19 protein-coding genes are annotated in these 17,502 nt (G+C 65.0%); 7 read left to right on the forward strand and 12 right to left on the reverse strand.

Going from position 1 to position 17,502, the window contains the following annotated elements:
• Positions 1 to 53 precede the first annotated feature (53 nt).
• Complete coding sequence (locus ACFSCW_RS01160; RefSeq protein WP_380886045.1) at positions 54 to 1,361, reverse strand: FAD-dependent oxidoreductase; 1,308 nt, start codon at positions 1,359 to 1,361, stop codon at positions 54 to 56.
• A 133-nt stretch (positions 1,362 to 1,494) separates the two neighbouring features.
• On the opposite strand from ACFSCW_RS01160, the gene pnuC reads away from it, so the two are divergent.
• The gene (gene pnuC / locus ACFSCW_RS01165) at positions 1,495 to 2,082 is read left to right on the forward strand and encodes a nicotinamide riboside transporter PnuC (RefSeq protein ID WP_380886047.1); all 588 of its coding nucleotides are present in this window, start codon (positions 1,495 to 1,497) and stop codon (positions 2,080 to 2,082) included.
• Positions 2,079 to 2,633, forward strand: coding sequence for an AAA family ATPase (locus ACFSCW_RS01170; RefSeq protein ID WP_380886049.1), 555 nt, complete (start codon positions 2,079 to 2,081; stop codon positions 2,631 to 2,633). Before pnuC ends, ACFSCW_RS01170 begins: the two co-directional genes overlap by 4 nt.
• Here ACFSCW_RS01170 and ACFSCW_RS01175 read toward each other — a convergent pair.
• Positions 2,630 to 3,370, reverse strand: coding sequence for a CsgG/HfaB family protein (locus ACFSCW_RS01175; RefSeq protein WP_380889969.1), 741 nt, complete (start codon positions 3,368 to 3,370; stop codon positions 2,630 to 2,632). The genes ACFSCW_RS01170 and ACFSCW_RS01175 overlap by 4 nt on opposite strands.
• Before the next feature lie 232 nt (positions 3,371 to 3,602).
• A complete protein-coding gene (locus ACFSCW_RS01180; RefSeq protein ID WP_380886050.1) occupies positions 3,603 to 4,331 on the reverse strand; it encodes a DUF72 domain-containing protein in 729 nt (242 codons plus the stop codon).
• Positions 4,332 to 4,372: 41 nt separating this feature from the next.
• Between ACFSCW_RS01180 and lepA the strand changes: the two genes are divergently transcribed.
• From lepA to ACFSCW_RS01195, 3 genes are all read left to right on the forward strand, one after another.
• Positions 4,373 to 6,181, forward strand: a complete 1,809-nt coding sequence (gene lepA, locus ACFSCW_RS01185; RefSeq protein ID WP_380886051.1) for a translation elongation factor 4 — start codon at positions 4,373 to 4,375, stop codon at positions 6,179 to 6,181.
• A gap of 155 nt (positions 6,182 to 6,336) precedes the next feature.
• Complete coding sequence (relB, locus tag ACFSCW_RS01190) at positions 6,337 to 6,525, forward strand: type II toxin-antitoxin system RelB family antitoxin (RefSeq protein ID WP_380886053.1); 189 nt, start codon at positions 6,337 to 6,339, stop codon at positions 6,523 to 6,525.
• Positions 6,519 to 6,785 carry a type II toxin-antitoxin system RelE/ParE family toxin gene (locus ACFSCW_RS01195; RefSeq protein WP_380886055.1) on the forward strand — a complete coding sequence of 89 codons (267 nt, stop codon included), beginning with the start codon at positions 6,519 to 6,521 and terminating at the stop codon, positions 6,783 to 6,785. Before relB ends, ACFSCW_RS01195 begins: the two co-directional genes overlap by 7 nt.
• On the opposite strand, the gene ACFSCW_RS01200 is transcribed toward ACFSCW_RS01195, so the two are convergent.
• From ACFSCW_RS01200 to ACFSCW_RS01220, 5 genes are all read right to left on the reverse strand, one after another.
• The gene (locus ACFSCW_RS01200) at positions 6,754 to 7,308 is read right to left on the reverse strand and encodes a very short patch repair endonuclease (RefSeq protein ID WP_380886057.1); all 555 of its coding nucleotides are present in this window, start codon (positions 7,306 to 7,308) and stop codon (positions 6,754 to 6,756) included. The two genes, ACFSCW_RS01195 and ACFSCW_RS01200, sit on opposite strands and share 32 nt — an antisense overlap.
• The gene (locus ACFSCW_RS01205; RefSeq protein ID WP_380886059.1) at positions 7,191 to 8,027 is read right to left on the reverse strand and encodes a GIY-YIG nuclease family protein; all 837 of its coding nucleotides are present in this window, start codon (positions 8,025 to 8,027) and stop codon (positions 7,191 to 7,193) included. Before ACFSCW_RS01205 ends, ACFSCW_RS01200 begins: the two co-directional genes overlap by 118 nt.
• On the reverse strand, positions 8,027 to 9,127 hold the full coding sequence (locus ACFSCW_RS01210) for a DNA cytosine methyltransferase (RefSeq protein ID WP_380886061.1): 1,101 nt from the start codon (positions 9,125 to 9,127) through the stop codon (positions 8,027 to 8,029). The genes ACFSCW_RS01205 and ACFSCW_RS01210 overlap by 1 nt, the downstream gene beginning before the upstream one ends.
• Positions 9,128 to 9,373: 246 nt before the next feature.
• Positions 9,374 to 9,547: a hypothetical protein gene (locus ACFSCW_RS01215; RefSeq protein WP_380886063.1), complete on the reverse strand. Its 174-nt coding sequence runs from the start codon at positions 9,545 to 9,547 to the stop codon at positions 9,374 to 9,376.
• Positions 9,548 to 9,780: 233 nt separating this feature from the next.
• A complete protein-coding gene (locus ACFSCW_RS01220) occupies positions 9,781 to 10,527 on the reverse strand; it encodes a hypothetical protein (RefSeq protein ID WP_380886065.1) in 747 nt (248 codons plus the stop codon).
• 73 nt (positions 10,528 to 10,600) lie between these two features.
• Between ACFSCW_RS01220 and ACFSCW_RS01225 the strand changes: the two genes are divergently transcribed.
• Positions 10,601 to 11,506 (forward strand): DUF808 domain-containing protein, encoded by a 906-nt coding sequence (locus ACFSCW_RS01225; RefSeq protein WP_380886067.1) that lies wholly within the window; start codon positions 10,601 to 10,603, stop codon positions 11,504 to 11,506.
• Here ACFSCW_RS01225 and ACFSCW_RS01230 read toward each other — a convergent pair.
• From ACFSCW_RS01230 to ACFSCW_RS01245, 4 genes are all read right to left on the reverse strand, one after another.
• Positions 11,503 to 12,798, reverse strand: a complete 1,296-nt coding sequence (locus ACFSCW_RS01230; protein ID WP_380886069.1) for a hemolysin family protein — start codon at positions 12,796 to 12,798, stop codon at positions 11,503 to 11,505. The two genes, ACFSCW_RS01225 and ACFSCW_RS01230, sit on opposite strands and share 4 nt — an antisense overlap.
• Positions 12,799 to 13,046: 248 nt before the next feature.
• Positions 13,047 to 14,684, reverse strand: coding sequence for an alkaline phosphatase D family protein (locus tag ACFSCW_RS01235; RefSeq protein WP_380886071.1), 1,638 nt, complete (start codon positions 14,682 to 14,684; stop codon positions 13,047 to 13,049).
• Between the two features lie 28 nt (positions 14,685 to 14,712).
• Positions 14,713 to 15,867 (reverse strand): aminotransferase class V-fold PLP-dependent enzyme, encoded by a 1,155-nt coding sequence (locus ACFSCW_RS01240; protein ID WP_380886073.1) that lies wholly within the window; start codon positions 15,865 to 15,867, stop codon positions 14,713 to 14,715.
• The gene (locus ACFSCW_RS01245) at positions 15,864 to 16,655 is read right to left on the reverse strand and encodes a tryptophan 2,3-dioxygenase (protein WP_380886075.1); all 792 of its coding nucleotides are present in this window, start codon (positions 16,653 to 16,655) and stop codon (positions 15,864 to 15,866) included. The genes ACFSCW_RS01240 and ACFSCW_RS01245 overlap by 4 nt, the downstream gene beginning before the upstream one ends.
• A 217-nt stretch (positions 16,656 to 16,872) precedes the next feature.
• Between ACFSCW_RS01245 and ACFSCW_RS01250 the strand changes: the two genes are divergently transcribed.
• A complete protein-coding gene (locus ACFSCW_RS01250; RefSeq protein ID WP_380886076.1) occupies positions 16,873 to 17,478 on the forward strand; it encodes a PEPxxWA-CTERM sorting domain-containing protein in 606 nt (201 codons plus the stop codon).
• The last annotated feature ends 24 nt before the right edge of the window (positions 17,479 to 17,502 follow it).

Genomic DNA, 17,502 nt, shown 5'->3' on the forward strand with positions numbered 1-17,502 from the left:
ACAAGCGCCCGGGGAGGCAAGAGGTGCGCCCATAGCGGGGGCTTGCACGGCTTTCAAGCGGGGGGATGGGCGACTTCGATCATTTCCTCGATCGAGACGAATTTCTCGCGCGGCGCGCCGCTCCGCGCCCGTGCGGCCTCGGCGGCCTCGATCTTCTGCCAATCGCTAAAAGTCACGACGTCGGCGCCCCGGCTGGCGAGCAATGCGTCGAGCCCGTCGGGCCCTGCCTTGCCGCTGTCGCCATCGATGTCGGCCGCGATCAGGTCGACGATCGCATAACCGTCGGGCCGGTTCGTGCCGATCGTGCCCGTCGGGCCGCGGCGCGCCCAGCCGACGCAGTAAAGCCCCGGCAGGATACGGCCCTCGCTGTTCGCGAACCGCCCGCGGCCATGCTCGTATGGCACGCCATCGATCGGCGGCGTCTTGTAGCCGATGCAACTCACCACCAGCGAAGCCGGGATCACATAGGTTTCGCCGGTCGGGACCGAGCGCAGTTCTTCGTCCAAGCGGGTGCGCTCGACGATCACGCGCTCGGCGCGGCCGTCGCCTTCGATCGCGATCGGCATGGCGAAGAAGTCGAACTCGACCGTTACCGGCTTGCCCGCCGGGGGCACGGCGGCGAACTCGCGCAAATGGCCGACCGATTTGCGCATGCCGGGTTCCAGCAGCACGTCGGCGCCGGGATCGGGCAGGTCGGCGGGATCGACATGGGGTTGGGCACGGTCGAGATGGCCGAGCTCGCCCAGTTCCTTCGGCGTCATCGCGATCTGATGCGGTCCGCGCCGGCCCAGCAGCGTCACCCGCACGATGCCCGAGCGTTCGAGCGCTTCGAGTGCATGCGCGGTGATGTCCGCGCCGGAAAACTCGCCGCGGGTCTTTGACAAAATGCGGGCAACGTCGAGCGCGACATTGCCGTTGCCAACCACCACCGCGCCCGGTCCCTCCAGCGTCGGGTTTAGCTCGGTGAACTCGGGATGGCCGTTATACCACCCGACGAATGCCGCCGACCCGACCACGCCGGGCAGGTCGTCCCCCGGAATGCCGAGCGGCCGGTCGGCCGGCGCGCCCGTCGCCAGCACGACGGCGTCGTAGAGCGACTGCAGTTCAGGGATCGATACGTCGTCGCCGACGCTTACATTGCCGACGAAACGGACGTGCGGCGAGAGCGCAACCTGCTCGTAGCGCTTCGACACTGCCTTGATCGATTGGTGGTCGGGAGCGACCCCGAAGCGGATCAGGCCATAAGGAACGGGCAGCCGGTCGATCAAATCGACGCATACGCCGCCGCCAAACGCTTTCAGCGCCGCTTCCGCCGTGTAGAAGCCTGCCGGACCCGACCCAATCACCGCGACGTGGCGCATTCGGCTCTCCCGCCCTTTGCCGCGGATGCTAACGGACGGATTTGCAAGCGCAACCCTGCCCGCGGTCGAACGGATCGCAACCTTCGTCGCGCCTGTCTGGACAGCCGCTGAGGTCGTGCTTACTCCGACGTCAGTGAACCCGTTGGAAGCGCTGGCCACGTTGCTCGGCCTGGTCAATATCGGGCTGATCGTGCGGCGGAGCGTGTGGAACTATCCATTCGGTCTGGCGATGGTCGCAATCTACGCCTGGCTGTTCGCGCAGCCGGACGTGCGGCTGTATAGCGACGCGGGGCTGCAGCTCTTCTTCTTCGTCGTGCAGTTGTACGGCTGGTGGAACTGGGCGCGGTCGGAAGCAGCAAGCGGCGAAGTGGAAGTGCTGCTGCTGCCTGCTGCGGGTCGCGCCTTGTGGTTGGCGGGGATCGCCGTTGCGACCCTCGCCTGGGGGGCGCTGATGCACCGCTTCACCAGTGCGGCGCTGCCTTGGTGGGACGCGTTCATCGCGATGACCAGCGTTGCCGCGCAGTTGCTGATGGCGCGGCGCTATTTGGAGAATTGGATTTTGTGGATTGCTGTCGACGCGGTGGCGATCGGTGTCTATGCGGCCAAAGGCCTGATGCTGACCGCTTTTCTCTACGCCGTTTTCCTGATCATGTCCGCTGTGGGACTCGCGAGCTGGCGCAAGGCGCGCCTGCGCGCGGCTGACGAACTGCCCGCGGCATGACGCGCACCGTTTGCCTGCATGGGCCGGAAAGCACCGGCAAATCGACGCTGGGACCGCGCATTGCGGAGGCGCTGGGCGGCATCTACGTCCCCGAATTCGGTCGCACATGGTCGGAAGCGAAGGGCATCGGTTTCACGATGACCGATCTTGTCGCGATCGCGAAAGGCCATATGGCCGACACGCGGGCGGCGCTGAACCGCCGGCCGCCTTGGGTCATTCTCGACACCGATCCGTTGATGACGGCTGTTTGGGCTGAAATGCTGTTCGGCGAACGCGATCCCTGGTTCGACCGCTTCACCGACACCGCCGATTTCTACGTGATGTTCGACGTCGATCTGCCGTGGATTCCGGACGGGACGCGCATGTTCGGCACCGAAGGTCTCCGCGCCAAGTTCTTCGATCTGTGCCGAGCCGAGCTTGAACGCCGGCATGTGCCCTGGACGATGGTCGGCGGGCACGGCGAAGACCGGTTCGAGAATGCGATGAAAGCAATCGGGGAAGCGGCCGAGCGCGGCTGCTTCCCCGATCTCGCTCAGCGCGGCATCGCCTAGCGCGCCTGGGGTGCCGCGGCAGCCGCGTTGGTCGGCAGGCCGCCAAGCTGGGTGACGAGCTTGGTATAGGCGTCGAGATAGGCGAGCACGATCACCTGGCCGATCTCGGTATCCTGATAGCCGCCGCCCCCGGCCGCCGCGAAGCCACCCCACCAGCCCGCTCCGCCGCCGCCGCCGAAGCTGACGTCCGACTTGCGCGCATAGCCCTGGGTCAGCGCTTCTTCCTCGGTCGTGCGGGCGTTGACGATCGAGAGCGTCACGTTCGCTTCGGACTTCTTGACCGAAATGCCGCCGAGCAACGATCCGAAGCCGCTACCCCGTCCGAGGAAGCCGCCAAGGGCAGCACCCACGCCGCCGCCGCCCGAATTCTTGTTCGAGCTGACGATGTCGGGCTGCAGGAAATAGTCGGCCGCCTTCACCTGGCCCTTGCCGAGGTTGGAGCCGCGCTGCAACTCGCCCGAATCGGCCATTGCGCGTTCCAGGTTGCGGCTTTGCATCGAACGGCCGCGGTTGACGATGGTGAAGCAGCCGGACTGCTGCACGAACACCTTCAGGATCGCCTCGGGGCTGCCGAGGTTCAGCTCGCGCCACCATTGATTGTCCGGCTCGACGATCGCGACGCTGCCGAGCTTGCGGGTGCAGACCGGGATCTGCCGCTCCGCCCGTTCCTGATCGCGACGGCCGGACGACGCGCCTTTGGTCGTGCCGTCCTTGTAGGTCTTGCCTGACGAAGACATTGCGGTCTGCGCCGCGGCGGGGGCGGTCGCAAGCAGGGCCGCGGCAGCGAAAGTCGAAATCAGAGTGCGCACTTCAAAGTCTCCCTAAACCCAGGCGTGCCGTGTTTTCCGGCATGCGCCCTAGCGCGGCCGAAGCCACGGATGAGTGACCCCGGTCACAGGACTTGCGATGTGCGACCCCTTTTCATCGACGATAATGCAGAACGCGCCGGATTGCGACGGGCTTTGCGCGCTACTCAGCCAACAAATCACGGAAGCGAAGCGCATTTCCAGCCGCGCCGCCGCCGGCGGTGTTGTCGAAGATGATCCATGTTGGAATGCCTTGCCGGACGAACGGCCCGACACGCTCCGCCCAGTCCCTCAGCGCCGACTCGTCATAGTGCGACCAATAGGTTCGGGGCGATCCGTGCAGGCGGACATAGATTAGGCCGGGCCAACCGCCGGGCTGCTGCGCTTCCGGCACTGGCGCCGGATCGGCGGCGACGCGGGCGATGCGGAGATCGCGCAGGAAGGCGTCAGCGTCAGGAGCGAACCAACTCGGGTGGCGCGGTTCGCAGACTATGTCGCAGCCCAAGGTTGAGGAGGCTGTGGCGAAGAATGTCTCGGCAACCTCGTTGTCGAAGACGAGGCTCGGCGGGAGTTGCACGAGTAGTGGTCCGCGTTTTTCGCCGAGGGGGGCGATCTCCTCTGCGAAGCGGGCCAGCATTGCGTCGCAATCGACGAGCCGCTGCTGGTGGGTGATCGTCTTGGGCAGCTTGACGGCGAAGCGGAAGTCGGGCGGCACGCTGGCCGCCCACCGCTCCCAAGTCTCAGGGCGGTGGGAACGATGGAAGCTCGAGTTGATCTCGGCGGCGTCGAAGCGGGCGGCGTAGCGTTCGAGCGTGCTGCCGTCGCTTGGGAACGCCTCCGCCGTCTGGCGCGGGACTGCCCAACCCGCCGTGCCGATCCGCACTTCGCTCATCCGCTTCCCCAGTTCATCCGCCCCTGCTAACGCGCCGCGCGATGACTCCGCTCGACAAGATCCGCAATTTCTCGATCATTGCTCATATCGACCATGGCAAGTCGACCCTAGCCGACCGGCTGATCCAGCGGACGGGCGGCCTCAGCGAGCGCGAAATGTCCAGCCAAGTCCTTGATAACATGGACATTGAGAAGGAGCGCGGGATCACGATCAAGGCCCAGACCGTCCGCCTGGACTGGAACGGATACGTTCTGAACCTGATGGACACGCCGGGCCATGTCGACTTCGCCTATGAAGTCAGCCGCAGCCTCGCCGCCTGCGAAGGCGCGCTGCTGGTGGTGGACGCGGCGCAAGGCGTCGAGGCGCAGACGCTGGCCAATGTCTATCAGTCGATCGAGCACGACCATGAAATCGTGCCCGTCATCAACAAGATCGACCTGCCCGCCGCCGAACCCGAACGTGTCCGCGCCGAGATCGAGGAAGTGATCGGCCTCGACGCCAGCGAAGCGGTGCTCGCCAGCGCCAAATCCGGCATCGGCATCGACGAAGTGCTGGACGCGATCGTAAAGAAAATCCCGCCCCCCAAGGGCGACGCCGCCGCCCCGCTCAAAGCCATGCTGGTCGATAGCTGGTACGACCCGTATCTGGGCGTCGTGATCCTGGTCCGCGTGATCGACGGCACGCTGAAGAAAGGCCAGCAGATCAAGTTCATGCAGGCCGGCACCATGCATCTGATCGACCGCGTCGGCTGCTTCCGCCCCAAGATCGAGCAGCTCACCGAGCTCGGCCCCGGCGAAATCGGATTCATCACCGCGCAGATCAAGGACGTGGCGCAGGCCCGCGTCGGCGACACGCTGACCGACGCCCGCCGCCCCGCCGACGCCCCGCTCCCGGGCTTCAAGGAAGTGCAGCCGGTCGTGTTCTGCGGCCTGTTCCCGACCGATGCCAACGACTTCGAGAAGCTGCGCGAATCGATCTCGAAGCTGCGCCTGAACGACGCCAGCTTCAGCTTCGAGATGGAAACCTCGGCCGCGCTCGGCTTCGGCTTCCGCTGCGGGTTCCTCGGCCTCCTCCACCTCGAGATCATCCAGGAGCGGCTGACCCGCGAATACGACCTGGACCTGATCACGACGGCGCCCAGCGTCGTCTATCGCCTGCAGCTCACGCGCTCGGCCGGCGAGGCGGAAGCGCGCACGATCGAGCTTCACAACCCCGCCGACATGCCGGACCCGAACAAGATCGACACGATCGAGGAGCCGTGGATCGAGGCGACCATCTATGTGCCCGACGAATATCTGGGCGCGATCCTGAAGCTGTGCCAGGACCGGCGCGGCATCCAGAAGAACCTGACCTATGTCGGCGGCCGCGCCCAGCTCACCTACGAGCTGCCGCTGAATGAAGTGGTGTTCGACTTTTACGACCGGCTGAAATCGATCAGCCGCGGCTATGCGAGCTTCGATTATCACCAGATCGGCTATCGCGAGGGCGATCTGGTCAAGATGTCGATCCTGGTGAACAACGAGCCCGTCGATGCGCTCAGCATGATCGTCCACCGCGGCACCGCCGAAACCCGCGGCCGCGGCATGTGCGAGCGGCTGAAGGACCTGATCCCGCGCCACCTGTTCAAGATCCCGATCCAGGCCGCGATCGGCGGCAAGGTGATCGCCCGCGAGACGATCGCGGCGCTGCGCAAGGACGTGACCGCCAAATGCTATGGCGGCGATATCACGCGCAAGCGGAAGCTGCTGGAGAAGCAGAAGGAAGGCAAGAAGCGGATGCGGGAATACGGCTCCGTGCAGATTCCGCAGGAGGCCTTTATTGCGGCGTTGAGGATGGGTGACGACGCCTGAGGCTAAGGATGGAATTGCGCAGCAATCGCCGAGTTAGACGAGGTTAAGCGGCGTCACCGGCCGGCGCGCCACGAGCGCGACCGACGACGCGGGCTTTGCCCGCGGCGTTCTCCAGCGATTTGCAACCTGTAAGTGATATCGTTTATTCTACTGCCATGAACGCCTACTCCCCCATTGTCTCCGAGTTCGGCTCTGCCGAAGAGGAAGCCGCCTATCTGGCGTGGCTGAAAGAGAAGGTGGCGGCGTCGCTCGCCGACCCGCGCCCGCCGGTGCCGCACGACGAGGTGATGGCCGAAATGCGTGCGATCATCGAGAACGCAAAGCGCAAACGCCCCGAGTGCTGAACCTGATCTGGCGCGAAGAGGCGCGCGCGGAATCAAGGCAGATATTCCAGTACATCGCGGACCACGATTTCGCCGCCGCAGAGCGCCTTCTCGCCGCGATCGAAACCTGCGCCCAGCGCATTCCGCGCCAACCTTATATGTACCGGCCGGGCCGTGTGGCTGGAACGACAAGCGCGCTACCCATGACGCGGGCGTTGCTCGCGGAATCGGCGGCTGCCGATATGAGCGTCATCGCGAATACAGGAGTGCTTGACTTCTAACGAGCTTTTGGATGCGGTTGACGAATTCCTGTAGTGCGGCGCTGTCCCTTGTCTCGCATTCCCATATGGTTATTACGATCCAGCCCTCCGCCTCCAACTGCTTGCGATTGCGCTCGTCGCGTTCCTTATTCGCGCTGAGTTTGGGTTCCCAAAACTCGGGCCGCGATTTGGGCATTCTGGCATGTTCGCATCCAGAATGCCTATGCCAGAAGCACCCATGAACGAATATCGCGATGCGCGCTCGCCGAAATACAATGTCGGGCCGCCCAGTGAGTTCTCTTGCCTGAAGTCTGTATCGTAGGCCGGCGAGATGTAGAGCGCGACGAACGCGAAGCTCTGGACGGGTGTCCCTTCCCTTCACTCGCGCCATCACTTCGGAGCGGCTGAGCGGTGGACGGACCGCTTTCAAGCGGTGAAACTCTCCAACGCGTATCGATAGGTCGTGTTCTCTTTGTATAGGATGAGTCGCCCAGGAAACACCGTAGTGCGCCAGCCCACCGGCAATGCTGTCATGATTTTGCACAGCAGAGAGCGCGTTGTGTCATCATCTTCAACCTGAACCATGGCCGCAACTCGATGGTCTGCATGGCCAACACGGTAATGCGAAGGTTTATCGGAACCAGCCCGCAGGTCAGTCTCGTAGCGGAAATCATACGGCAAATGCTGCTTAAGGGAAATGAGCAGCATCAGCACATCGTACGACCCTGAAGGCATCAGATGTAGTGGACGGTCTATGTTAATGGGATAGTCGACGTCGAAGTTGGCCGGTCGCTGTCCTTCTCGATTGTGGCCCGGATCGTTCGATCCAAATCCACTATCGTTCCATGCAAGGGCGCTTGCATCAGCCCTTCGCATTGCGTCAATCAGTATTGCCTCAACATCGAAGTTGGAAAAAACCAAAATACGGATTGCCTTGAAGCCAATTTGCCCCGGGTCCAAATTCCGACGATTTTGGATGGTAAAAGCATGTCGGTTCAATCGATCGCGAAAGCCGTGCCGAGTGTCCGTCTTGCCTGCATAAACAGGAAATCCATTGAGAAAGAGGACGTAGGCGCCCTTCGATCCTTCTGGGATATTGTTGACATAAGCGGCCGTCAGTGGCGCAAGCTCTATGCTGGCGACAACGCTGGGCAGTTCCGTGCGAAGCACCTTCTCGATATCTATTTCATATTCGACGTATCCGGCTGGAGCCGGCTCAATTATTGTCGCCGCAGGCGTCTCCAGTAAGTGGTTTTCGTCCATCAGGCGGCGATAGCGGCCTTGCCTCCGTCAGTCGACAAAATGCGATGCATCCATCCGCCAATAGCTTGGGCTAGTTCAACCGGGACGGCATTACCCAACTGGCGCATGCTCTCCGTCCACGAACGAGGAAAAGAGTAGTCGTCTGGCAATCCTTGGAGTCTTGCTGCCTCGCGAATCGTAAAATAGCGCACACTTCCATCGTCTCGGACCATCATGTTTTCGCCGCCTGGCACGCCATGATCGCCAGCTTTAAGAGCCTTAGCCGGCTGGTCTAGCGGACTGCCGGTGTGTCCTTTGTAGACGCGGGCGCCGGGCTGAAAGACGTGATTGTTTTCGCCATTCGGTTCACCCAAGCCGTGGAGCGCGTCACGTACCGTCACCCAGCGTTTGCCGGATGGCTCAATCATTTGTTCGCGAAGACGACGAACTCTTACGGCGTCCAATTTGTCGAAGCTGTTGAGGTTGCGAGGCAGCCCGTGTTCATCCCAGTACTGTCCCGTGACAAACTGCTCCCACAGTAGACGGTCATGACTGTGCGTGGGGAATGGCCTCACAATGGGAACGCTCCCCACTGTGTCCGCACGCAGCCCGGCGATTACAACGCGATGGCGCTTTTGAGCCGCACCGAAATCGGCAGCATTCACGTTCAGGACAGCAACCTCATAACGGATACCGGGGCCCGGCCGCGTCAATCCCGACACGATTGAGTCGAGATAGCCCGCGAATGCCCTGCGGGTCAGACCGCGCACGTTCTCGAATAGGAATGCTCGGGGCTGCACCTCGCGCACGGCACGGATTGCCTGGGGCCACATATCACGGTGATCATTGTTGCCTCCGTGCTTTCCGCCAATCGAGAACGGTTGGCACGGAGGACCGCCAGCAACGAGATCCGCCCCAGCGAATTGGCGCCAACTGATTTCGCGAACGTCGCGACGTTCGATAGGCCAGTCACGCACATGCTCGACGCAAAGTTCTTGATTGTGCCGAACCGTCTCAACCGCATCCTTATTCCATTCGACCAGAAGATCGTGGTGGAAACCAATACGGGAGAGGCCCATGGCGAGACCGCCACAGCCGGTGAACATTTCGACGCTGCGCATTTGACCTCCCTTTGCCCTATTGGGCTTGCGCATGACACTATACGTAGTGTTTAGCGTCGTGAAGTCACTTTTTGTTCCATTCTTGTTCTTTTGGGTTTTGACCCGGAGCAGGTTGGTCCGAAACGGATTAAATGTCGTGACAGAATGGAGTGAATCTCGCGCCGTCGCCCCTTGTCCTTCGGCTGGCTGAGGACGAGGCCGGGCTCCTCGCCTAATTGCTGCGCAACCGCTCCTTACTCTCGGGGCTCACCGGTCGCCCTTATCCCCCTGACCCGGCTTGACCTTGGTCTTGGCGTCGTGGCGCGCGTCGGCGGAGAGGGAGCGGCCCTGGTCCACCACTTCCTTGAAACGGCCCTGTTCGTCGCGGCGCACATAGCGCTTGTCGGTGCCGGTATCGATGAGCTCGCGTTTGCTGGTCATGGCGGTTCTCCTTGAGTCTGCGGGGAGAATCCGTGGGGGAGGGTGTGGTTCCCGGGGGGTGGTGACGAGTGGACGGGAAAAAGAAGCTGGGCCCCGGATCAAGTCCGAGGTGACGAAGAAGGGAGGAGGGCACGGGAGTGAATCCCGTGCCGTCGGTCCTCGCTGCAGGCGAGGCCGGCCGGGGTCCTCGCTGGTCGTCGATTAAGGCGCTGGATCGCTTTGGCGATCGCTCCTTAGTCGTCCGGCTCGGACCGCCAATTCTCCAGCAGCGGCCAGTGTTCGGCGTTGCTGGCCCTGAGCTCGGCTTCGCTGGGGCCCGCGCCTTCCTCCAGCAGCGATTCGAGCGGGCGGTCGTGGAGGGTTTCCCAGGCGGCGCGTTTGGCGGGATCGTGGGCGTAGCGGTCGTAGAAGGCGCGGCGGGCCTGGGCACTGCTTTCCCGGTAATCGGCGATCAGGCGCTCGCGCAGGCGATCGACCCGCTCGCGGATCACCTCCAGCGCCTTTTCGCCGTCCGGATCGTCGTCCTCGTCCGCGCCTGTGCCGTAGCGCCTTGTGCCGGGGTGCAGGTCTGCGCCGTACCGGCTCGGCATGTGGTGCTTCAGCAGGAACATCAGCAGCCGGTCGTTGTACCAGCGGCGCTCGCCGACCTGCTCGCCCTTGTGGAAGACGGGGACGGGCACGCCGTCGCGGGCGCGCTCGAGGGCGATGTCGACCAGGTCCTGGACGCCGAAATCGAGCGCGGCTTCCCAGGCCTTGCGGAAGCCTTCGCTGCCGGGGGCGAGGCGGAGCTGATACGCGCCCTCCTCCGCCATGTTGATGCGATTGGCCGCGTGCTTCACCGATCCGGTTTCGGCAAGCGCCCGGATGAACGCCCGCTGCCGCTCCGGCGTCCAGCCGTCATGCCGGTATTTGCGAGGGACGGGCGTGAAGTCCGGGATCGGCGGGCGCTGGTCCGGCAGCAGGGGCGTGCGGTTCTGCATGACCGAACGTGATAACCGATATGGTTATGTGTAGGACAGCTTTTCTTTCAGGGCCGAGACGCTAGGACGGCGCATGGCTTCAGGATTATTCGCATTGCTCGACGACGTGGCGGCGATCGCCAAGCTGGCGGCGGCGTCGCTGGACGATGTCGGCGCGGCGGCGGGCAAGGCGGGCGCGAAGGCGGCGGGCGTGGTGGTGGACGACACCGCGGTGACGCCGCGCTTCGTCGCCGGCGTCACGCCCGACCGCGAGCTGCCGATCGTCGCGCGGATCGCCAGGGGCTCGCTGGTCAACAAGCTCGTCATCCTGCTGCCCGCGGCGCTGATCCTGACCGCGTTCGCGCCGTGGGCGATCACGCCGCTGCTGATGCTGGGCGGCGCATACCTCAGCTTCGAGGGCGTCGAGAAGCTGATCGAGGCGGTGCAGGGCGTCCACGACGACACGCCGGTGCTCGCCGAGGCGCCGGAGAGCGAAGGCGACATGGTGAAGGGGGCGGTGCGCACCGACTTCATCCTGTCGGCCGAGATCATGGCGATCGCGCTGGCGTCGCTCGCCGGGCGGCCGTTGTTGACGCAAGGCCTGGCGCTGGCGCTGGTGGGCGTTGCAATCACCGTCGCGGTCTATGGCGTGGTCGGGCTGATCGTGAAGATGGACGATATCGGGCTGCACCTGGCCGGCCGACGGAGCGGCGCGACGCGCGCCGTCGGGCGCGGGCTGGTGCAGGCGATGCCGGTGGTTCTGGGAGCGCTCTCCACGATCGGCGTGGCAGCGATGATCTGGGTCGGCGGCGGCATCCTGATGCACGGGCTGGAAGTGTTCGGGCTCGAAGCACTGCCGCACGCGCTCCACGGCCTTGCCGAAAGCGCGGGCGGCGGGCTCGCGGGCTGGGCGGTGACGGCGGTCGGGTCGGGACTGGTCGGGCTGGTCGTCGGCGGGGCGATCGCGGGGGCGCTCCACCTCATTCCCCGCAAGCATTAGTCCTCGGCAGGCGAGACCATCAATTTGTCGATCTTGCGGCCGTCCATGTCGACGATCTCGAAGCGCCAGCCCTGCTCCTCGAACCGCTCGCCCACGGTCGGCAGATGGCGGAGCGCGGCGAGGGCGAAGCCGGCCGTGGTCGCATAGTCGCGATCGTCGGGAAGCGTCAGGTCCAGTTTTTCGGCGAGCACGTCGGCGGGCAGCGAGCCGGAAACGAGCAGGCTGCCGTCCTCGCGCTCGATGCAATCGGGATCGGTGCCTTCGTCCTCGTCGAAGGCGAAACGGCCGGCGAGCGCCGCGAACAGGTCCGCGGGGGTGAGCAGCCCTTCGAGATGGCCATATTCGTCCTGCACTAACACCATCGGCACGTCGGCGCGGCGAAGCGTGTGGAGCGCGTCCATCGCATCGACCTGGTCGGGGACGACGAGCAGAGGCCGCATCAGCGCGCGCAGGTCGAGCGTGCGGCCTTCGAGCAGGGCGGCGACGACATCGCGGCTCTGCAGCACGCCGACGATCTGGTCGACCGAGCCTTCGGCCACAGGCACGCGCGTGTGCGGGCTGTCGATCAGATGCTGGCGGACGCGATCGGGATCGGCGTCGATGTCGATCCAGTCGATTGCGGTGCGCGGTGTCATCACCTCGCGCACCGGCCGGTCGGCGAGGCGGACGACGCCCGAGATGATCGCACGCTCGCTTTCCTCGATCACGCCGGACTTGCTGGCCTCGGCGACGACGAGGTGGAGTTCCTCGGCCGTGACGTGGCGCTCAGCCTCCCGCTTCAGGCCGAGGAGGCGGAAGATCAGCGCGCTGGAGCGATCCAACAGCCACACGACCGGCGCGGTGATGCGCGCCAGCCAGTCGAACGGCAGGGCAGCGAGCGCGGCGATCTGCTCCGGTGTGCGGAGCGCGAATTGCTTGGGGACCAGTTCCCCGATGATCAGCGAGACATAGGTGGTGACCGCGATCGTGACGAGGAAGCCGTAGTGCGCCGGGATGCCGATCAGCGCGAGCCGCTGGCCGACCGGCACCTCTAGGCTGGCGCCGGAGAAAGCGCCGGTCAGGATGCTGATCAGGGTGATGCCGATCTGGCCCGTGGAGAGAAGACGGCCGGGATCGTCCTGCAGCTTGAGGGCCGCGGAGGCGCCGAGCTTGCCCATTTTCGCCATTGCCTGCAGCCGCGCCTTGCGCGCGGAGACGATCGCCAGCTCCGACATCGCGAAGGCGCCGTTCAGCACGATCAACGCAAGGATGACCGCGACGCTGAGCCAGGGAAAGGGGGAAAGGGGCTGCATGCCGGACGTGTAACGTCTTTAGCGGCGAAAAGAGGCGGGGGGCAACTATTACCCTCTCCCATCGGGAGAGGGTCGACTCGGCGAAGCCGAGCGGGGTGAGGGTGGTGGTTCTGCAACTTGGTCGCCCTCACCCTCACCTTCCCACTCGCTGCGCGAGCGGGCCCAGTGCCAAGCCGGTCATGCCCCCAGCATGACCTAAACAGCGCGGGGCGCTGTTTACTTGGCACTCTCTCCCGATGGGAGATGGGTTAGACTGCTTCCAGTGTCATACGTCCAGCGCGGGTGCGCATCCGGTGGGTGGTTGCGATCTGGGGCGAGCGGCCCACTACAGTTTCCATGAACAGCCATTCGCTGGTCGCCGCCTCGGGCGTGAGCGTCAACGTCATGTAACCGCGGCCGCTTGGCTGGCACCATTTGAGCTCGGGGTTGGTACGGATCAGCGCGCGGGAAATGTCGGCCGGCGGCGTCTTGCGGAACGTGGATTCGTAGCCGGGCGACGTGACGCTCTGGCCGTCGAACTCGACGCCGGCGCGCTTGCCGTCCTGCATCAGCTCGAAGCTCCAGGCATTGTGGCTGTCGCCGGCAAGCATGACGAGGTCGGCGCCGGCCGCCTGGGCCGAGCGCAGCAGCCGCGCCCGCGCCGCCGGATAGCCGCCCCAATTGTCGAAGTCGCTCGGCAGGCCCGCCTTCGCCGCGAGCAGGGCCGTTTTTACGCGCGCGACGATATAGTCGGGCGCGTCCGGCGACACCCAGTTGGCGGTCTCGGGCGGGGCAACCGTCTTGCCGACGATCGTGCCGACGCCGACGACCTGCCACCGTTTGCGGGCGCGGACCGAGCGGCCGAGCGCTTCCGCCAGCCACGCCTCCTGCTCCGAGCCCATCATGGTGCGGGCCGGGTCCATCCATGCACCATCGCGGAAGGCAGTGAGCACGGCGACCGGGTCGGCCGCGCCTTTCAGCAGCGCGGCGAGCGAAGGCTGTTCGCTGCGCCCCAGCAGCCGGGTTTCGGTACGAAAATAGGTGCCGAGATCGCCGATCTCATAGGTCTTGAACGGCTCATCGGAGACCGGCATCCATTCGCGCCAGGCCTGCATCGCGGCGATCCTGCGGAGCGTGTAATCGCCTTCGCCGGGATTGTAGTTCTCGGCGCCGCCTTCCCAGGAGTCGTTGGCCGTTTCGTGATCGTCGACCGAAGCGATCATCGGCAGGGCGGCGTGCAGCGCCTGGAGGTCGGGGTCGGCGCGATAGCAAGCGTAGCGGGTGCGGTAGTCGGTGAGCTGGATCAGCTCGTTTGCGGGTTCGAGGATGCGGGCGGCGACAGCCTCGCGCTCGCTCGGATAGCTGCCGCGTTTGTACTCGTAGAAATAGTCGCCGAGGTGGACGGCCAGATGCAAATCGTCGCGGGCGGCGGCGTGGGCGTAGGCGTTAAAATAGCCGAAGGGCAGGTTTGAGCAGGAGAACACCGCCATCCGCCACTCGGGCACGCGCCCTTCCGGCAAAGTGCGGGTGCGGCCGATGGGTGAGACATCGCCGTTGGCGGTGAAGCGGTAATAGTAGGAGCGGCCCGGCTGGAGGCCGGCGACAGTCAGCTTGGCGGTCCAATCGCGGAAGGCGCCGGTGATGACCGAGCCGCCGGCGATCGGGCGGGCGAGATCGGGAGTTTCGGACAGTTCGGCGGTGACATGCGCGCTGTCACCGGACGCCGGGATGTAGCGGGTCCAGAGCAGGATCGAATCCTGCGACGGCTCGCCGCTCGCGACCGAATGGGTGAACCCGCGCGCCGCCATGATCTGCGCGATCGCGGCGCTGCCGCCCGGCATCAGCAGCGCGCCGAGCCCGAACGCGCCTCCCTTCACCAGCGAACGGCGGTCGATCGTCAGGCTCATCGGCATTCCTCCCTTGTCGATCCGCTGTCTAGCGCAGCGTCAGCGACTCTTTTGCGAAACGGGCGATATCGGCTTCATCGTGATACAGGCCGAGCCCGATCCGCAAGACGTCGCCGCGCACATCGGTGACGACGTCGCGCGCCATAAGCGTTTCCTTCCACTGCTGGGCATGCGGCGAGCGGAAGGCGAGGAAGCGCGCGTGGGGCCTTCCGCTCAATGGATTGAGCAGCTCCGCGTCGGCAAGCGCGGTGCCGCGGATGACGTGGAGAAGCTGGGCCTGGAGCGTCGCGACATGGGCGGCGATGGCAGCGGTGGTCAGCCCTTCCTCCGCGAGCATCCCGCGCACCGCGACGAAGCGGTAGAGACCGGACGCGTCGAAGGTCGAGCCCATGAAGCGGCCGGCGTCGGGCGCATAGCCGACCGCGCCGGGCGGCAGCGACAGGTCGTCGAACTCGGCATACCAGCCGGTGTTGACCGGGCGCGGTCCGAAGCCGGGCGGCGCGTGGAGGAAGGCGACGCCTTCGCCGGCCATCGCGTACTTATAGCCGCCGGCGGTGTAGAAAATGCGGTCGGCAATGGCGCTCAAGTCGTTCGGGATCGCCATGAAGGCGTGGTAGCCGTCGATCACGACCCAGCAGCGCTCGCGGTCCGCCAGCGCGGCGAAGCGCTCGATGCCGTCAAAGACCAGCCCTGAGTTGAACATGACATGGCTGACGAAGATCAGGTCGAAGGGTGCGCGTTCGGCCGCGGCGAGGAAGCGGTCGGCGAAGGTCGCGAGCGGCTCGACGGGCACGCGCTCGACCGTCATTTCGCCGGCAGCTTCCCAGCGCGCCGATTGGCGGCGGAAGCTGTGGAACTCGCCGTCGCTCGCCAGCACGCGCAAGGGCCGCGGCCGCTCGATCGCCGAGACCAGCCGCACGATCAGCTCGTGCGTGTTCGGTGCGAAGACGATGGTGGAGGGATCGAGCAGGCCGAGTTCGGCGGCGACCTCGGCCTGGGCGCGCGGCCAGATCTCGCCCATGATCCGGTCCCATTTACGGTCGGCGAGGCGCGCGGCGTCGTCCCACGCCTGATAATGGCCATCAAAACTGGCATCGGGCCAGAGGTGGTGGCTGTGCGCCGCGAGGTGCAGCCGCTCCGGCGCGGCGTCGAGCGCGCGGCGGAACAGGTGCTTGTAGGTCAAAGCAGCGTCCTCAGCGACCAGAGTTCCGGGAAAGCGCGTTTCGACACGGTTTCCTGGAGGTAGCGGACGCCGGCGGTGCCGCCGGTGCCGGGCTTGCCGCCGATAATGCGCTCCACGGTCAGCACATGCTTGTGGCGCCAGGTGGCGAGCGCGTCGTCGAGGTCGACCAGCTTTTCGGCGAGCTGATAGAGGTCCCACCAGCGCGTCGTGTCACGATAGACCTCGGCCCAGCTTTCGGCGACCTGCGGGTCGGGCACGTAGGGCTGGGTCCAGTCGCGGTCGAGCTTGTCGGCGGGAACGTCGAAGCCGGCCCTGGCGAGCGCGGCGATGGCGTCGTCCCACAGGCTCGGCTGCTCGAGAGCTTCGGTCATGGCGCGGGCGGCCTCGGGGCGGTCCTGCTGGTAATCGACGAAGCGGCCGTCCTTCAGCCCGAGGAGATATTCGACGGTGCGGAACTGGTCCGACTGGAAGCCCGAGCTGGTGCCGAGCACGCCGCGGAAGCGGGAATAGTCGCTGGGCGTCATCGTCGCGAGCACGTCCCAGCTGAGCGTCATCACGGCCTGGATGCGGGAGACGCGGGCCAGGCTCTTATAGGCGGGAACGAGCGCGCCGCTGCGGACCTGCGCCTTGGCGAGCCGGAGCTCGGCGATCATCTGCTTCAGCCACAGCTCCTTGGTCTGGTGGATGATGATGAACAGCAGCTCGTCGTGGCGGTCGGATTGCGGGTGCTGGGCGGAAAGCAGCGTGTCGAGCCCCAGATAGGAGGCGTAGGTCACCGAAATGGTCATGCCGCTGTCTAAGCCATTTGGCGGCCAGCGGGAATTGCTCGTTCGTTTCGCCTCGGAAGCGACGAAACGTGCTGTTTCGTCGACGAACCGAACTGATCTAGATGAATTGGAAATGAACCGGAGTTGTTAACTATCGTTCTAAGTTCCGGATCGGAACGTTAGCGTACGGGTCGGTCCATAGCTTTGAGCGGGGGCATTTCGCTCAGGGAGTATGGGCATGAAAAGATGGGTCTTGGCCGCGGTTGCCGCGGTCGCAATGGCAGGTCCGGCCAGCGCCGCGGTGATCACGCTGCAATCGATCACCAACAACGGGCCGGGCAATTTCACCTTCAACTATCAGGGGACGCTGGGCCCTGACGAGGGCGTGCGTGCCGGCGATCGGCTGATCATTTTCGATTTCCGCGGCTATATCGCGGGATCGGTGTTCTCGAACCTCGCGAACGTCACGGCGACGACCGAGAACACGTCGACTGGCGTGATCATCACGCCGGGTCAGAATGACGATCCGAACATCCCGAACCTGGTGTTCACCTATGTCGGGCCGGACTTCCAGACTTCGGGCGGCCCGTTCGCGGCCATCGACTTCAACGGCATTGGCGCCCGGTCGACGTTTGGCAGCACGGCCTTCGACGCGTTCTTCACGCAGACGACGAAGAACAACCCGCCGGCCGAGGCTATGACCGCCGCGTTCCAAGTCGGGACCGTCCGCGTTCCGGCGGCTGCGGTTCCGGAACCGGCGAGCTGGGCAATGATGCTGGGCGGCTTCGGCCTGCTCGGCGCCGCGACCCGGCGTCGCGCGCGCACGGTGCGCGTTACCGCCTGAGCTTTTGCTCCGAGCGAAAATCGG

The sequence above is a fragment of the Sphingomonas tabacisoli genome (genome assembly GCF_042678385.1).
Taxonomy (GTDB): Bacteria; Pseudomonadota; Alphaproteobacteria; order Sphingomonadales; family Sphingomonadaceae; genus Sphingomonas_B; species Sphingomonas_B tabacisoli.

What these genes read in the sequence shown, in the direction of transcription:
- lepA (WP_380886051.1), top strand. Translation starts at nt 4,373, where the DNA reads ATGACTCCGCTCGACAAGATCCGCAATTTCTCGATCATTGCTCATATC.
- relB (WP_380886053.1), top strand. Translation starts at nt 6,337, where the DNA reads ATGAACGCCTACTCCCCCATTGTCTCCGAGTTCGGCTCTGCCGAAGAG.
- ACFSCW_RS01250 (WP_380886076.1), top strand. Translation starts at nt 16,873, where the DNA reads ATGAAAAGATGGGTCTTGGCCGCGGTTGCCGCGGTCGCAATGGCAGGT.
- ACFSCW_RS01220 (WP_380886065.1), bottom strand. Translation starts at nt 10,527, where the DNA reads ATGCAGAACCGCACGCCCCTGCTGCCGGACCAGCGCCCGCCGATCCCG.
- ACFSCW_RS01180 (WP_380886050.1), bottom strand. Translation starts at nt 4,331, where the DNA reads ATGAGCGAAGTGCGGATCGGCACGGCGGGTTGGGCAGTCCCGCGCCAG.
- ACFSCW_RS01215 (WP_380886063.1), bottom strand. Translation starts at nt 9,547, where the DNA reads ATGACCAGCAAACGCGAGCTCATCGATACCGGCACCGACAAGCGCTAT.
- ACFSCW_RS01210 (WP_380886061.1), bottom strand. Translation starts at nt 9,127, where the DNA reads ATGCGCAGCGTCGAAATGTTCACCGGCTGTGGCGGTCTCGCCATGGGC.
- ACFSCW_RS01225 (WP_380886067.1), top strand. Translation starts at nt 10,601, where the DNA reads ATGGCTTCAGGATTATTCGCATTGCTCGACGACGTGGCGGCGATCGCC.
- ACFSCW_RS01230 (WP_380886069.1), bottom strand. Translation starts at nt 12,798, where the DNA reads ATGCAGCCCCTTTCCCCCTTTCCCTGGCTCAGCGTCGCGGTCATCCTT.
- ACFSCW_RS01170 (WP_380886049.1), top strand. Translation starts at nt 2,079, where the DNA reads ATGACGCGCACCGTTTGCCTGCATGGGCCGGAAAGCACCGGCAAATCG.
- ACFSCW_RS01160 (WP_380886045.1), bottom strand. Translation starts at nt 1,361, where the DNA reads ATGCGCCACGTCGCGGTGATTGGGTCGGGTCCGGCAGGCTTCTACACG.
- ACFSCW_RS01245 (WP_380886075.1), bottom strand. Translation starts at nt 16,655, where the DNA reads ATGACCATTTCGGTGACCTACGCCTCCTATCTGGGGCTCGACACGCTG.
- ACFSCW_RS01205 (WP_380886059.1), bottom strand. Translation starts at nt 8,027, where the DNA reads ATGGACGAAAACCACTTACTGGAGACGCCTGCGGCGACAATAATTGAG.
- ACFSCW_RS01235 (WP_380886071.1), bottom strand. Translation starts at nt 14,684, where the DNA reads ATGAGCCTGACGATCGACCGCCGTTCGCTGGTGAAGGGAGGCGCGTTC.
- ACFSCW_RS01175 (WP_380889969.1), bottom strand. Translation starts at nt 3,370, where the DNA reads ATGTCTTCGTCAGGCAAGACCTACAAGGACGGCACGACCAAAGGCGCG.